This is a genomic window from Acidobacteriaceae bacterium, assembly GCA_035944135.1.
Classification (GTDB): domain Bacteria; phylum Acidobacteriota; class Terriglobia; order Terriglobales; family Acidobacteriaceae; genus Granulicella.
In genome coordinates this window covers 107699-122746 of sequence record DASZBM010000008.1, presented here as the reverse complement: position 1 = coordinate 122746, position 15048 = coordinate 107699, and the positions used below count along the sequence as shown (strand labels likewise).

Sequence of the window (15048 nt, the reverse complement as noted above, 5' to 3'; positions counted from 1 at the left end):
GAGGAATTGCAGCAATGGAATCAGGGCAGGTGAAGGCCGGGTTGCGTGACTGCCGTAGTAAGCGTTGGAGCCGGAGGTTGCAACTCGATTGACCATCTTGAGTCGCTGGTTTCCGGATGGTCGAGCAATACGCTGAACAGTACGATCATCCAGAGCGGAAGCAGCAAATCAAACGGTTCCGCTTCTGCGATCCCACGAACGATGACGAACAATATCGCGCTGATACCGATCGTCCTCCAGCGTGCATCGGCGAATCGTCGAATATTGCGATAGAGGCTGCCATAGAGTCCGCAGAGGATCACGACGCCGGCAATTCCGTAGGAGTACAGCTGCTCCAGGATCTCGTTCTCAGCATGGCGCGCTTCAAAGGTTCCAAATGGGGGCACTACGTTCCACATGGAATCGAATCCATGCCCGATGAAGAGATGCTCGGGCAATGCGTTGACAACATAGAGCCAGATTGCGGTCCGTCCCGTGAGTGTCTCCGCTTGATTGCCATAGGTTGTGTAGAAGTCATAGTAGGCCTCAAACAAACCCCAAAACATCAGGATTACGACGACCGCAGCGATCGTCAGCAGCATCTTGTTTCTGCGGCTTATCGCGCGATCCTGGATTAATAGATATGTCCCAGCAACGAGGAAAGCAGCAATCGTGGACTTGCTCAAGCTGCGAAGGGCTGTGAGAACGAGGAAGAACGTTACGACGCCCATCTTCGCCTGTTTGGTTCTCATGAGGTACTGGGCGAAGAAGATGCCGAATACACACACATTGCAAATCGAATTGGCATTGAAGTAGGTCTCGTCTCCCAAACGAAGATCGTACTGGGTGGGCATCAACCATGCGATGCAGGCGATGGCAACTGCACCCCAGATGAATCCCTTCATTAACGAAGCCGCGACTTGAGGCGCATTCCCGCCGCCGAGTAGCAAAAGTACCATCGCAACGTCAGCAGTGGTGGCGGACCAATAGAGCGCTGAAGCGGCGGCGGAAGCGGTTTGACTCCAAAGCAAACTGCAACCGGACAATGCGAGGAAGAGCAACACCCATCGAACACTTGATACTTTGACAAGGCCGCGGAGTTTTCGAGTGCTGCCCAGCGATGTGAAGAGAACGGCGATCAAGAGAAGAAACTGTAACCCTAACCGTATGGCCGAACCCGCCTGCGAGTCCGCTCCAAACAGGTTCATCGACAAGATAGTAATCGCGAGTCGAAACGCGTAGAAGAACCCGACGACAACTGCGATCCCCGAACCGGCTGCAATGGTGTCGTTCCTGTCGCGAATGTCGTCTGGCATAGTTACCACCGCGTATGCACTCACAGCGGTCAGTGGGTATAGATGTCGGGAGGTCCCTGACTGCCGGCTGGTGGAAGATGCCGCAGGAACACGACGATGGACCAGAGCTCATCGTCGCTGAGAGTTCCCTTGGATCCGGGCATGCCAGATGGCCAGATGCCGTTATCGAGAATCCACTTGAGCTGGCCGTCTGTGTAGCTTTGTACATTCTTTGAGGCGAGCGAAGGGATCGGCGGCGAGATGTGATCGACGAATGGGACACCTGTGTTCTGACCGTCCATGCCATGGCACGCGACACAATAATGCGAGAACGCTTCTTTGCCGTCATTCCAGGTGTCATGGTTGTCGGGGAGCGGATTTTTCTGATTCTTGTTGCCTATGAGGAAGTGGTGCTTCGAAAAACTCATGATCCCTTTCTCGGCCTTCCCCGGAGGCGTGGCCTTGCACCCGATTATGCCAAGCAGTGCAAGCGTGATGGTGCAGCGGAAAGTTGGGGACACGTCATTCCACCACGTGCATTGTCAGAGTCATCTCACCATGACCCGAGCCACAGAAGACGGAGCAGTGGCCGACGAAGTCGCCGGTCTTGTCCGGCGTAAACGGCATCTCCGCGGTTCCACCCTTGCCAACCTTCACATTCAGATTGAGCTCGCGAAAGCGCAGACCGTGTGCTACGTCGGCACTTTTGATGACAAGGACAACCGGCTGTCCCTTCTTGACGGTGATCTCCGATGGATCGAACTTGAACTTCGTAGCCGTGATCTCTATCCGCCGCGGCGACTCTTGCGCGCGGCCGTTCCATGTCGAGGGCGCAATGACCAATCCAATCATGAGCAATGACATCAGAATGTACTTCGGCTTCATCAGTTCTCTCCCTCATAGATTCATGCAAATGAATCTGCCTGGGTACATATGTTCAGGTCAGGTTCACGATAACTAGTGTGACGAGAACGATTTGTCATCTGTGGGTTTGGAAATTGTCACGAGTTTGTCGTGGAGGGCGCTGCTTTCGGCGCAGGCGGACTCTCATGTTCGTAGCTCCGCAGATTGAGGAGTTGTAGCGCGATCTTCCAGAGAAAGACAGGGTTGTTGAGTAGATAACGTTGCCAGAGACGCCTCGGTTCCTGTAGCAGTCGATGCAGCCACTGGAGCCCTAAACGCTTGATCCATCCAGGTGCGTCGTGAATCCGTCCTGCATGGAAATCAAAGGCCGCGCCGACACCAATCAGGAGCGGCACACCGAGGCGTTCCACGTACTTGCCCATGAAGCACTCCTGCTTTGGCGTGCTCAAACCCACCCAGAGGACGTCAGGCTTTGCATGCCATACGTCGTCGAAAAAGGCGTCTTCCTCTTCTCGGCTGAGAGGCCTGAACGGCGGGCAAAAGATGCCAACAATCTGCAAGCCCGGGCAGCGCTCCTCCAATGCATTCTTGACTGATTGCGCTACACCTGGCTGACCACCATACAAATAATGGCGATACCCTTTGCTGATTGAAAGTCTGCACACGTTTGTCATGAAGTCTGGACCATAAACACGGTCCATCTGCGCGTGTCCGCGCAACCATCCGATCCAGGACATGGGCATGCCATCGGGAGCATTGATAACGGCGTTGTTGAGAATCTGTCCAAGTTGCAGGTTGGACTGTGCTTCCATCACGCCATGAACACCACTCATGCAGATGTAGCCGCTCCGTCCTGTAGCGATCCACCTTGCTGCCAGATCGATAGCGGCTTCCATATTGACGGCGGAGACATCGACGCCCAACACGTTCACATGCGGATGTGCGACCACGCTTTCACATGTCGAGTCGCTTTTCATATGCCGCCCCGCATAGCAAACAGCATTGTATGGAGAAGAATCGCCGCATCCATCCAGCAAGTACGGTTGCGAATGTAGTAGAGATCGTAATGCGTGTTCTGATGTATCGGAAACGCCCGATCGGTGCTCAATTGCCAGAGACCGGTGATTCCAGGAATGGCTCGCAGTCTCGGTCGATGCGCGCGAATGTGCCCCTCGACGAGGAAGGGCATCTCCGGCCGGGGGCCGACCAGAGACATTTGGCCCAGCAGCACATTGATGAGTTGCGGTGTCTCATCGAGCCCGGTACGCCGAAGAATACGGCCCACCCTGGTGATGCGGGGATCAGTTGGCGCGGTGGGCGAAGCCTCGTACATGGATGAGCCGCTGCGCATCGAACGAAACTTGAAAATATTGAAGAGCTCACCGCTACGGCCTACGCGCTTCTGGATGAAGAGCACGGGACCTCGCGAGTCGAGCTTGATGCACGCAGCGATGAATAGAAGTATCGGCAGGCCAGCAATCATCAGGAACAGCGCAACTGAGATGTCCATAGCTCGCTTCAGGAGGTCGGAATTCCCGGCCGAAAGCATGCGCGTTCGTGTAACCAGATGCAGCCCGTCGATTTCAATCCGTTCAAGAGGCTCTTCGCTCTCCGATGACGCCGAAAGGATACCAACAGGGGCTCCGCACTCGCGAGCGATGTTGGCTGTCACCGCGATCTCCTCCTGTGAGAGATGGGGCGCCGCGAGAATCAGCAGATTGCACTGAAACGAATTTAGCTTCGCCGATGTCAGCGGACCGCTGCTTATAGGAATTGAGCTGCAGAAGCCGTCTTTGGCTCGGAACATGCAGTGCACAGCATGAGCGGATTCGTCGTGGATGATGGCTGCCGGATGGAGTCCGCACGAGGGCGAGCGCAGCATGGCCGCTGCAATCTGCTTCGTAGTATCGGGATGACCGTAGATGACAACAGGAGCCGCTCCGTAACCAGCCCTGTGGACCCGGCGGAGGAGGAGCGTGATTCCGGCTCGCATCGCCAACATGGAGGATGCCATGGCGAAAAGAAACAGTGCGGAGGTCCACGCGCGAAGATGGATGCCGAGTACGAGATTGACGGAGAGAACAATCAACTGCGACAGGGCTGTGGAGCGGAGGACGCTCTCTGTCTCGCGGATCTGATTCAAGTTGGAGATGGATAATTCCTCCTGCTGGATACGGGAAAATGTGGCGACGATTCCGACAACGATGCTCATTATCATTCGCTGCCGTAGAGAGAGTGCGATGCCGGAAAGGCTGTAGATCAGGAACGTGCAGGTCGCAGCCGACAGAAGATCTGCCGATGGCCGCAATGTAGCCGCGATGCCGGCAAGAAGGCCGCCGTGAGGAGTTTCGCGGGCGTTCGCATGCGAATCCGTGACATCTGCACAGAGATTGGGAACGCAGGAGTCGGACGCGGCCACGTTCACACCCCCCGTAATGCGGAGCCGTCCCGCAATTCGCTGTGGTTCGGCTCGGATGCGATCTGTGCGAAGGGCCTTTGGATTACTTGTCGATAGAGAGCCACATACTCAGAGGCCAAGGCTTCAGCCGACAGGTGGGGCAAGTTGATTGCAGGTGGCTTCGGATGTTTGAGAATCGTGGTGATTGCGTTTGCGAAGGATTGTTCTTCTTCTTGACCGAGATCGAAGTACCGACAGTGTTCACCGCCAACTTCTCGAAGAGCCGGTATGTTGGAGCACACCACTCTACAGCCCGCCAGCAGTCCTTCCGCGACAGGCAGACCAAAGCCTTCTGTCGTCGAGGGAACCAGCAGCATGTCGCAGTGCTCATAGCACCACTGCAGCTCCGAGTCAGACAGGCCGTCGCGAAAACAGACCCGCTTGTTCAAAGAGCGTTGCGCGACCATCTCCTGGATGCTCGCCGTCTCAGGTCCAGTGATACCGACGATCAGGAGATTGGTTGACTCGTGGACTTCGCCTCGGCTGAGAAGAGACCCAAATACGCGGATAAGTAAAGGTATGTTTTTGTTGCGTCGATGCTGCGCTACGCAGAGGAGGAATGGTTTTCCGGATACCGCGGGCAACGGCGTGCTCCCCATGCGAGAGGCCGCCGACTCGACGCAGTTGTAGATGCGGACGGCGTTGCGCCATACAAGCTCGGGTGCGAATTGCTTCAGACGCAAAAGCGTCACATCTGAAACACAAGCAATAGCATCTACATTGCGGAGACAATGGCGCAGTGTAAGCCGATTAACAATGACCTGGGGAAAGCGGAAGTTGGAGGGAATCTCGTACGGATACAGATCATGGAGCGTGAGGACGGTTGGACATGGAAGGGCGTTCGCATCGATCGGGATGGGATAGGTGAGGTGAATCAGATCGGGCTGTAGATGCTTCGCGAGGTTTGGAAGGCTACGGTAGTGCCAGACATTTCGACTGATGGAGCCAGGCTCGAGGTGCGCGATGTGTATCTGGAGCCGGCTGTCAGGAGTGAGCCCCGCACTCTTTGTCATCTCCTGTTGCCATGACGCGATGACGAGATGAACTGCGGAAACCTGAGGGTGAGCCAAGAGACAACGAACAAGATTGAACGCATGGCGTTGGATGCCAGAGATCTTGGATGAGAAGGAAATGGCTGTCACGAGAATCTTCATGACTGGCCCTCCTGCATTTTGCCCACCGCATAACCTGGGGAGGTTTGCGCGATCCTAGATAGCCATAGCCCTCGAAGCAACGGAACATAGACCAGAAGTGCAGTTGCTCCGTAGAAGACCCTTGCAAGAACAACGCCTTCGATTCCGCGATGGCGAAGAAGATAGACAAGGAGAAAGAGGGCACATAGTCTCCCGCCGATATTCAACAGAGCCGCTGTGCGAAAGCGGCCGAGAGCCTGCATGGAGTACGTGCCGGTCACACCCAATGCCCAAAGGGCTGTGCCAAAAACGATGCCCGGGAGGATGGCCAGCGATTGTTCACTGATTGCTGACCCAGCCCAAATGCGGATGACACTTCGCCCAAACGCCAGCAACACAATGGAGGGAACGGCCACCACGAGCACATTAAGCGCAAACGATTTGGCAATCATTTGCTGGAGCGCCTCCAATGACAAAGTGGGCGCTTTGCGCGAAATCAGAGGAAAGAGGAACTGGAGACCTGATGCTGAAAGACCAAAGATCGGCGCTGCAAACTGCACACAGAGCGCATAGGGAGCGAGCGCTGCGGCCCCGAACGATACCGCGAGCAAGATACGGTCCAACTGACCAAAGACGACTCCGCATGCAGACTGGAACCACACAAACACTCCAGGTCGCACGAGCAGACGAAGTTCTTTGCGATCAAATGCAGGTCGGAAGGATATGTCGCCGAGGTATTTGCGGAGTCCGCGGAACTGAAGCCACACTCCAAGTGCAAGGGCGACACCGGTGGCAATCAGAATCGCGGGCACGCGATAGCCGGTCGTCGCCAGCAATGCAGCAGCCGCAAGCGTAAGGAGTCTCACACCAACGCTGATCTGAACGCTCCCGCGATACTCCTCGAACGCTCGATGGCTTGTGACGCCGACGCTTTCCAGAGCACGGAGCAGGATCCACGTGCCACTCATCCGAAGCGAATACACGCACTCCATGGAAGTGATGTGATAGGCGGCGACATGCTTCGCCGCGATCGGCGCAGCAAACCATACGAGAACGGCGACCAGCGCTCCCGAGATGAGATTAATGGTGAGGAGCGCACGAACTGTGCCTGCTGCTGTATGGATCTTTTGCGCTCCGCGAAGCCGTGCGATTCGTTGCATTCCGGCGTCACAAAATCCCGAGGCAAGAATGCCGCCTGCACTGACGACGGATGCGCACAAAATCCACAAACCGTATTCGGCCGCGCCCAGTCTGCGAAGCACAATCGGCGCGACGAGCAGCATAGCGACTGGATAGGACACATAGTCCAGCACGCCAAAGGTTGCGTTGGTGAGATGTTTTCTCATAGCGCGCCCTTTGCGACCAGCGCGAGCGCACTGCGTCGACCGATGCTACCGGTGATGGCATCGACAAGCCTCTTGCGCGGATCGGCATTGTCAACGTTTGCCCAACGCTCCCTGAGCAGGAGAAGCGCAGATGCGGCTGCAAAAGCGAGGAACGTCAGCACGGCGCTAAGAATTACTCGCGGAGGAAAGGACTTCTTTTCGGGGATGCCCGGCGGGTCGATAACCCGCACCACGGGAATGTCTTTGGCTTCCTCAATACGGGACATTTCGTACTGTTGCGTGAGGAGTTCAAAGACCGCTTCCTGTACCTTCACACGCCGATACAGATCCACGTAACGAACGGCGAGGCGCGGCAATTGTCGCAACGGAGGATAGAGCTCACCCGCGGTCTGCTCCGGGAGCGCGGCGGATGCATCAGGAGACGATGATCCGGCGAGTTTGTTGAGTTCACGCTGAAGGACACCGATTCGAGCCTCAGCTTCCCGCACACGAATATTGTCATCGGTGTATACCTGCCGCATCGATTCCAGTCCGGATCGCTCAGCCACAATCTCACCCTGCAGGCGCGCCCCTACATCCACCATCGCGCGGGTTTGTGCAGTGATGTCGACGGTAGTGTTTCGGCTGGAGAAGTCGCTAAGTTCTATCTGTGCATTCTCAAGATCGCTCTGGATGGACTGTAGCCGCCGTTCGATGAACATTCGTTCCTGGCGCGCGGAAGAGGTGCTGGTCTGATTGACGAGCTTATCGAGTTCCTCAAGATACGCAAGCGCGAGATCACGAGCGCGTGCAGGATCCGCGTCCTCAACCTTGATGGTGATGATGCCGCTTTTCTTGTCATCTGTAATTTTCGTTTCGTGAGCGAGATGTTTAGCTGCGTCGATGTAATAACGCTTGTGATAAACCCTCCTTAGATCGAAACGATCGATCAGGTGATCGGCGATCGTGCCGCTCTCCAAGAGGCCTATGTAGAGAGCTGTTGAGTTGTGGTCATGGAGAAGGCTGGCGGCCAGTCCGCCGAGTGCGCCCATTCCTCCCTTCCCTGCGAGTGCGGACAGCAGCATCGCGGGCGAACCGCCAGAGTCCGGGGGCATCATGCTCGCGACGGCCGTGTAACGTTTCGGAATCACAAAAAAGCAGAGCGCGACGCTGAGGAGGAGCGAGATCGCCGTCACTCGGAAGAGCAGCCTTCGGTGTCCCCAGAGGAACAGCGCACGAACGGCCCAATGAGCGCGTACGTGTTCGGTTTCGTAGCCAGACCTACATACACACCCAGCGACCGACGTAGCGCCGTCCTGATCTGCACGTTTCACCTGCTAAACGTAAACAGCGCGCCTCGCGCGGGGTGTCACCTGTGGGTCAGCATATTGTCAATACTTTGTTGAAGAGATAGATAGCTGCGACGGCCCAACTGATGCGCATGACAATCAACTGACATTCGTTAGACGAATTGAAGACACATGCTCTTCGCTTCGTTCGATAACGTTGCTTCTTATGTGGATGTCAGAGCAGCTCTCCTCTATGAATCGAAGTGCGATGCGACCACTACGACTTTTCCTCGTGCTTACTTTGTCCGGGATATGGCAGTGCGGCGTTGCACAGAATACCCCCTTCCTGTCTGGAGGACTCGGATTCTTTACGAGCACCAACAACGGTGCCACAAGCTACCTTCCTATCATGGAGCCCCTGGCTGCTGCGCCCATCGGCAATCATTTCTTGATCGAATCTCGCGCAACCGTATTGGAAGACTTCACACCGAAGGGTAGCGGCCAGGATGGCTATAACCACTCCCACTATGTTGCTCTGACCTATTTGCAAGGTGACTACCTTCTCACACCTCACATTACGGTTGTTGGAGGCAGTTTTCTAACTCCATTTGCCACATTCAACGAACGGCTATCACCCTTGTGGATCGACAACTTCCAAGACGGTCCATTGGTTGCTGGGCTGGGAACCATGCAAACGGCAACCAGTCTCGGCGGCCAGTTGCGGGGATCAGCAATTTCGCGACGCAAATACTCGATCGACTACTCCGCTTACTTTTCGGCCCGGAGCGGCAATCAGCAGTTCAACTCGGCACGCTCTTCTGGGGCACGAGTAAGTCTGTATTTGCCGGACCAGCGGCTCGAAATTGGAACGTCATACGGACGCCTGCTGCAAGGGACGCACGAGAACTTCTCTGGAATTCATGTCTGGTGGGAACCAAAGGACACGGGATTCCGGCTGCGGTCGGAATGGGCGCGCGGCGCACACGGCGATGGCTACTGGGTGGAGGCGGATTGGCGCATGATGCAATTCGGCGGCTATGACAGCTGGATAGGGCGGATCGAACCGCTCTTTCGGATGCAGCAGACATTCAATATAGGCAACACCCACAGCGACCCGTTGCCTTCCGTGAATACACAGCGTGCCGACTTTGGGCTCAACTACAACCTGCCTCACAACGCAAGAATCATGACGAGCTACTCGCGCCAGTCTTCATCTACCCATGATGCAAATATCTGGGAGACCGGGCTTACTTACCGGTTCCTCTTCCCTACCTGGAAAGGACACTGAGATGAACCGACGGCATCTTCTCCAATATGCCATCGTCATTACGCTGGTGAGCTTATCCTTCACCGGCGCGGCACAGATACAACCAAAGCCCGCGCAGAACAGTCATGCCGGCTCACAGCAACCTGCGGCCACACACACGAGCAACCATAAACAGAGCGAGGGTGAGAGAATCCTTGCGCAGAATTGCGCCCGGTGCCATACGCCGCCCGATGGCTTTTCGCCGCGCATCTCCGGGACGATCGTGCTTCACATGCGAGTGCGGGCTTCATTAGGCGCTCACGATGAGCGGGAGTTGCTGCGGTTCTTCAATCCCTGATCGATACGGCGGCGCGAGCGAATCAGGAGAGAACCACATCGACTCTGGAGGTCGAGATGAGGAATGGTTTTACAACGGTTCCAGAAGCCATCGAGCAACTGGCGCGGGGTCGCATGATTGTGGTTGCGGACGACGAGGATCGCGAAAATGAAGGCGACCTCACATTGGCTGCGGAGTTTGTGACACCAGAAGCCATCAATTTCATGGCCAGATACGGGCGCGGGCTTATTTGCTTGGCACTGACAAAAGAGCGAGCAGATCATCTTGGCCTGAGGCCAATGACGCATGTGAATACATCGCACTTCGGTACAGCGTTTACCGAGAGCATTGAAGCCAAGGAAGGTGTGACGACAGGGATTTCGGCCTATGATCGCGCACATACGATCCGTGTCGCTATCTCGCCTCAAACGACGTCGAGGGACTTGGCGAAACCCGGACATGTATTTCCTCTGCGTGCACGCGACGGCGGCGTGTTAGTACGTCCTGGACAGACCGAGGCGTCTGTCGATCTTGCTCGGATGGCGGGCCTTCGTCCAGCAGGCGTGATCTGCGAGATTATGAAGGACGATGGGACGATGGCACGCGTGCCTGATCTTATTAAGTTCTGCCGCGAGCATCACATGAAGATGCTTGCAGTTGCAGAACTGATCCGATATCGCATGGAAACCGAGGGGGTGCTTCGTGCCGAGCCTGGGATGCTGCCGACCGGTTCCGTTGCGTTGGCCACTTCCTCCACGCTGTAAAGCATGGGCCTAATTTCGGACGGCGCCAAGGGGACGAAGCATTCCCTCTCAGATGAGTTGGCTCGCCATTCGTGCGTAGCGTGCACGCAATGCGGAATTTTCAGAACTGATTGCGAGTTTCTCAATATCTTCGCGCGTGGGGTTCAAGGTGAGCGAAAGCCTCCGCCAGTAATACTGGAAGGTATCCGATCGCCAACCTGAGTATGTTTTCTCCCAGGATTTCCCGGACTCGCCAGCAAAGACGAGGTTAGAAGGATTGAGCGTTCGGCGTGAGTCCTGGAACCTGCAATCGAGCGAGATACGCATCCGATTGGAGACATTCGGCGCAGCCGCATGCACGGTGAGGCTGTGGAAGATCAGCACGTCGCCCGCATTGAACTGGCCTTGGGCCCAGTCATCGCCGGTCACCGAATCTAACGGGATTTCCGGAACGTGAAGGTTCTCTTTTTCGTGCTTCTGAATCCCGTAACGGTGAGACCCTTCGAGGATGCGCAGGGGTCCGGACTCGAGTGGGCAATCATGCAGAGGAATCCATACGGTATAGAACTCCGGATCTCCTCCCATGAACTCGTAGTCCTGATGGGCATGGGTGACAAGACGTTCACAACGCGGGAAGATTAGACGGCCGATAGGTTTCGGGTGTACGAGGATCTGGTCACCGACAATCATTCTCATCACACTCTTCAGTGCAGGATGATGCGGCAAAGCGTGGAATAACTCCAGGTTAAATACTTCCTGGTAGGTCTTCTTGAAGATCGGATCCGGGTCTCCGTATGCAGCTGCATCGGCGGGTATCCGGTCCAACGGAAAACTTCCCGGCCGCAGCCATCCGGCCCTGCAGAGGACGTCGGTCACGTTTGCGAGGACTGCCCTCACATCCGATGCCGGAATCAACTGACGAATAAGTGCATATCCTGTACGTTCCAGCGCTTCCTTCACCGTTGATGGCAAAAGACTGTCTGCCTGGAGATCATCGAACACCTTCATGCCTGCCCCCTGCCGCGCTTGAACATTCCTGGTGCACTGCTGTGCATACCGTAACGAAATCGACGCCGAGCGATGTCTCGCGATCTTCGGGCGTTTGTCAGTTTTTTGTCGCCGCAGATTGAAATCCTGTTTTGACACCAGAGTTGCCAGGCATGGTCGACTGCGAACCATTGCTGACAATTGCGTGACGAAGCCATGACAAGTCAGATTCAGTGACAGATACCCTCATTGATATGTCAAACGTGGTTCTTCATCCGAACGCCAACCAGGCGGTCCCTACACGTCGGCAGGAAGCGCTACTCTGCGATATGGACTTGCCGCTGAGGAAGACTTTTTTCCCACTCGGATTTGCCGTGACGATTCTGACGAACCGGAATCAGGTATTGGCGGCAGCCGAGGCAAGTTTTGGCCACAGAAATCTGCAGCATGGCGATGCACACCTTCAGATCAGAATCGGTGTTAGCGAGAGCACCATGACGCAGACTCCGCCAGCGCCAGTGCGGCGAGAGTACAACCACCTTTACCTGATGGTGGCAGATTCTGAAAACCAGGCCGTACTCGATCTTCGCACTGGATCCAACTTCGTCTGGCTCAATGACGCTGCAGTAGCGGACTTACTCTACCTGCGTCACAATTTTCTGGAAAAGGTGACCTACCTGCTGCTGGGGGCTTCGGTCGTCACTGACATCCATGCCGGCTGCGTCAGCAAACGAGGTAAAGGAATCCTTCTTTGCGGTGATTCGGGAGCCGGCAAGTCAACGCTTTCTTATGGTTGTGCACGCGCTGGATGGACCTACACCTCCGACGATACTTGCTATCTCCTTAATGAGAGCGATCCTCCATGCGTTATCGGGCATTCGCATTGGGTGCGGTTTCGACCGGAAGCCAGTTTTCTGTTTCCGGAGCTTCGCAACCGCTACGTGACGCAACGTATGGAGGGAAAACCTTCAATTGAGGTTTCTGTATCGGACCTGGCTCGGCTAGGCACATTGAATGAAGCTAACGTGTTTGCCGTGGTTTATCTGCGTCGCTCCACGTCCACACGGTCTTGTTTGACACCGCTTCCTTATGGAAGCGCCTCGCAACGGTTATCCGAGGAGTTATATTCTTCAGGAGAAATACGGCTCAAGCATCAGAAGGTGTTAGAGAGGCTTGCCGGAATACCAACATTTGAACTTCACTACGATAGCCTCGACGAGGCCATATCTCGGTTAAACCGACTAGTGGAATCGCTCTAGCGCTAGAAGTCTCAGCGGAATTATCACGCTCGACCTCATGGTATGACCTTTCGCCTTGCAATTGCCGTGAACCAAATGCTCCGGCCACAATCGGTAGAGTAGAGCAATGTTTTTGCGTCCTCCTCCCAGGATGGCTGAATCTGGTTGCAAGGCACGTCCGCGATTCTGATGGTGGTGCCGCGACTTTCGTCCCGAAGCCAGAGATTCCAGAAGCCATGCTCGAGGTGAGAGTATGCCATCCAACGACCATCCGGCGAAAGAGCTGGATAGCGCGACTCCGAAATCGAGACGGCAGGGCTTCGATATACAGAATCCATCAGGAGAATACGAGGGGTCCCTCCCCCTTCGGCAGCCGCGACAGCATACTCTTTCTCAGAGAGAAATGAGGCCTCGTACACATTCCACATCGGCGATGTGAGGACTACTTCAGACGAAGCTGAGTGGAACGCCCGACGTAGTACGAGCCGCCCTCGTCCATGATCCATGCGTAGAAATGCGAGGTCCTGGCCATCACGTGAAAGCATCGGATCCTGTGCATCTTCAACGATCACGCGGGAATTATCTTGCATATCTACGATCTGAGAAGCATGAGGAAGTGGTCCTGACGAAGTGGTCGCGACACGTTCCACCAGGAGATCCGTTCGGTTGGCTGTAAACGACAGATCATCGTACGGTTTATCACGCTGCATTCCTCCGTTGTCGTGCGATGACCCCACACTTAATTCGTACCCTGAAAGACTGAAGCGAACGAAGCGTATATCGTTCAGAGTCGCCTGTGGATTCGTGTTGGCAAATCCTTGCGCATCTAGAGGTACGCGGTAGACATACTCTTTGCGTTCTCCCCGTTCAAGCAAAATAGCGGAATGTATACCCACAATGACCACCGTGGCCATGACGGCGACCGATACATACTGGGTTCCATCTGGTCTTCTGTCGGCAGGCCGCAAGTTTCGCCACTGCAGTATGTAGAGCGCAAAGAGTACACCAAGCGTAAGTGGAAGCCGGAGCCCATAAAGAAGGACTATGAGCCCCCGTGGATGCTCCGGTGCTGGTACTGGAAACCCAATCCCAAGATATGCAACAACGAGTCCGATGAGCCACACATAGGAATGGCGCTTTAACAGAATGCTGACGAGAACGCATACCGGAAAAATGATCAGAACAAAGTTGTAAGAGGCAGGGATGCTGGAAATGGCAAGGGATGCCGTCACCACTGACGCCCACTCCAGAAGGATTTGTTCTGGGTTCTCGCCGCGGCGGCGAATGAGCAGCACGGCCGGCGCTAACACCAACATGGAAAGCAGCGGCAGAAGTATCGCAAATCCTAGCGGCCACGGATGCCAGGGATGAGGATTCCACTGCGGCTCAAAGAGAAAGAGGCAGTGAAGAATTCCGGAAAACGAAGCATTTGCGGTGTATGTTCCCAGCCCTTCGCCGTGCATCACCCAAGGGAAAATCTGTGCCAGCCAAACGCGATGTGGGGTCACTCCGAAGACAGCAATGGAACAACCAACGGCAATACACGCCGTGGCGATTCCAGATGAAAGAGCTCTCCATTCTCGCCTGCGGATAAAGATGATGAACAGCAATAGCGGAAAACTCTTACATACCCCGGCGATCGCAACTAACGCTGCAGAAGCGGACTTCCTTCCACGCAGATAACTGATGCACGCGGCCAGTATGAGGAATAATAGAAATATGTAAAACTGGCCGTACAGTAAGTTCCGATAGAGAGGAAAGCTGAGGAAGATCGCAAGTGCAATTCTCCGAGAACTTAGCCCGGTGAGCGAGCGCAGGATCCAGGTAATTGGGATCAGCAAGCAAAGGTTGAACACAATCCAGATATGCTTTGCGACCAGTGCGCCACAGAATGTTAATGGCCAGAAGATTAATGTTGAAAACGGTGTAATGGGCAGCAGCCCTATGACTCGAATGTCGAGCGCAGCATAGTCTTTCTGACGTTGAATCCACGTCCATTCATACATTCGCGAGGCGTCGATTCCTTCGCGTGCCAGCCTTGCCGCGAGATAATAATTGGGGAAATCTGTATTAAGGGTCCGCCAGGCATGCGGCAGGCTATGTGCGCAGAAATACAGAATGGCCATGCAAAGCACAGCGCGCTCACCCCATTTG

13 protein-coding genes and 1 pseudogene are annotated in these 15048 nt (G+C 55.2%); 4 read left to right on the top strand and 10 right to left on the bottom strand.

What is annotated here, in order from left to right; genetic code table 11:
• Window positions 1-20: 20 nt before the first annotated feature.
• The 8 genes from VGU25_13120 to VGU25_13085 all read right to left on the bottom strand — a co-directional run bounded on the left by VGU25_13120 (window position 21) and on the right by VGU25_13085 (window position 8139).
• Window positions 21-1319 (bottom strand): O-antigen ligase family protein, encoded by a 1299-nt coding sequence (locus VGU25_13120; protein HEV2578142.1) that lies wholly within the window; start codon window positions 1317-1319, stop codon window positions 21-23.
• Between the two features lie 5 nt (window positions 1320-1324).
• Entirely contained in the window at window positions 1325-1702 is a 378-nt protein-coding gene (locus tag VGU25_13115; protein ID HEV2578141.1) for a c-type cytochrome, read from the bottom strand.
• 94 nt (window positions 1703-1796) lie between these two features.
• Window positions 1797-2159 (bottom strand): cupredoxin domain-containing protein, encoded by a 363-nt coding sequence (locus VGU25_13110; GenBank protein ID HEV2578140.1) that lies wholly within the window; start codon window positions 2157-2159, stop codon window positions 1797-1799.
• 116 nt (window positions 2160-2275) lie between these two features.
• Window positions 2276-3175 (bottom strand): WecB/TagA/CpsF family glycosyltransferase, encoded by a 900-nt coding sequence (locus VGU25_13105; protein ID HEV2578139.1) that lies wholly within the window; start codon window positions 3173-3175, stop codon window positions 2276-2278.
• Window positions 3112-4557 (bottom strand): sugar transferase, encoded by a 1446-nt coding sequence (locus VGU25_13100; protein HEV2578138.1) that lies wholly within the window; start codon window positions 4555-4557, stop codon window positions 3112-3114. Before VGU25_13100 ends, VGU25_13105 begins: the two co-directional genes overlap by 64 nt.
• 2 nt (window positions 4558-4559) lie before the next feature.
• A complete protein-coding gene (locus VGU25_13095; protein ID HEV2578137.1) occupies window positions 4560-5750 on the bottom strand; it encodes a glycosyltransferase family 1 protein in 1191 nt (396 codons plus the stop codon).
• Entirely contained in the window at window positions 5747-7075 is a 1329-nt protein-coding gene (locus VGU25_13090) for an oligosaccharide flippase family protein (protein HEV2578136.1), read from the bottom strand. The genes VGU25_13095 and VGU25_13090 overlap by 4 nt, the downstream gene beginning before the upstream one ends.
• Window positions 7072-8139 (bottom strand): lipopolysaccharide biosynthesis protein, encoded by a 1068-nt coding sequence (locus tag VGU25_13085; GenBank protein ID HEV2578135.1) that lies wholly within the window; start codon window positions 8137-8139, stop codon window positions 7072-7074. The genes VGU25_13090 and VGU25_13085 overlap by 4 nt, the downstream gene beginning before the upstream one ends.
• 613 nt (window positions 8140-8752) lie before the next feature.
• Between VGU25_13085 and VGU25_13080 the strand changes: the two genes are divergently transcribed.
• From VGU25_13080 to ribB, 3 genes and pseudogenes are all read left to right on the top strand, one after another.
• A complete protein-coding gene (locus VGU25_13080) occupies window positions 8753-9631 on the top strand; it encodes a hypothetical protein (protein HEV2578134.1) in 879 nt (292 codons plus the stop codon).
• Between the two features lies 1 nt (window position 9632).
• A complete protein-coding gene (locus VGU25_13075; protein ID HEV2578133.1) occupies window positions 9633-9947 on the top strand; it encodes a cytochrome c in 315 nt (104 codons plus the stop codon).
• A 56-nt stretch (window positions 9948-10003) separates the two neighbouring features.
• Window positions 10004-10612: pseudogene (ribB, locus tag VGU25_13070) on the top strand (3,4-dihydroxy-2-butanone-4-phosphate synthase).
• Window positions 10613-10738: 126 nt separating this feature from the next.
• On the opposite strand, the gene VGU25_13065 reads toward ribB, so the two are convergent.
• Window positions 10739-11677 (bottom strand): phytanoyl-CoA dioxygenase family protein, encoded by a 939-nt coding sequence (locus VGU25_13065; protein HEV2578132.1) that lies wholly within the window; start codon window positions 11675-11677, stop codon window positions 10739-10741.
• A gap of 212 nt (window positions 11678-11889) precedes the next feature.
• On the opposite strand from VGU25_13065, the gene VGU25_13060 reads away from it, so the two are divergent.
• Entirely contained in the window at window positions 11890-12915 is a 1026-nt protein-coding gene (locus VGU25_13060) for an aldolase (protein HEV2578131.1), read from the top strand.
• Window positions 12916-12950: 35 nt separating this feature from the next.
• Here VGU25_13060 and VGU25_13055 read toward each other — a convergent pair whose 3' ends face one another.
• The gene (locus VGU25_13055) at window positions 12951-15020 is read right to left on the bottom strand and encodes a glycosyltransferase 87 family protein (GenBank protein HEV2578130.1); all 2070 of its coding nucleotides are present in this window, start codon (window positions 15018-15020) and stop codon (window positions 12951-12953) included.
• Window positions 15021-15048 lie beyond the last annotated feature (28 nt).

Coding starts and splice junctions, on each gene's coding strand:
- VGU25_13095 (HEV2578137.1), bottom strand. CDS start 5,750: ATGAAGATTCTCGTGACAGCCATTTCCTTCTCATCCAAGATCTCTGGC.
- VGU25_13075 (HEV2578133.1), top strand. CDS start 9,633: ATGAACCGACGGCATCTTCTCCAATATGCCATCGTCATTACGCTGGTG.
- VGU25_13085 (HEV2578135.1), bottom strand. CDS start 8,139: ATGCTGCTGTCCGCACTCGCAGGGAAGGGAGGAATGGGCGCACTCGGC.
- VGU25_13065 (HEV2578132.1), bottom strand. CDS start 11,677: ATGAAGGTGTTCGATGATCTCCAGGCAGACAGTCTTTTGCCATCAACG.
- VGU25_13080 (HEV2578134.1), top strand. CDS start 8,753: ATGGAGCCCCTGGCTGCTGCGCCCATCGGCAATCATTTCTTGATCGAA.
- VGU25_13110 (HEV2578140.1), bottom strand. CDS start 2,159: ATGAAGCCGAAGTACATTCTGATGTCATTGCTCATGATTGGATTGGTC.
- VGU25_13090 (HEV2578136.1), bottom strand. CDS start 7,075: ATGAGAAAACATCTCACCAACGCAACCTTTGGCGTGCTGGACTATGTG.
- VGU25_13055 (HEV2578130.1), bottom strand. CDS start 15,020: ATGGCCATTCTGTATTTCTGCGCACATAGCCTGCCGCATGCCTGGCGG.
- VGU25_13115 (HEV2578141.1), bottom strand. CDS start 1,702: ATGAGTTTTTCGAAGCACCACTTCCTCATAGGCAACAAGAATCAGAAA.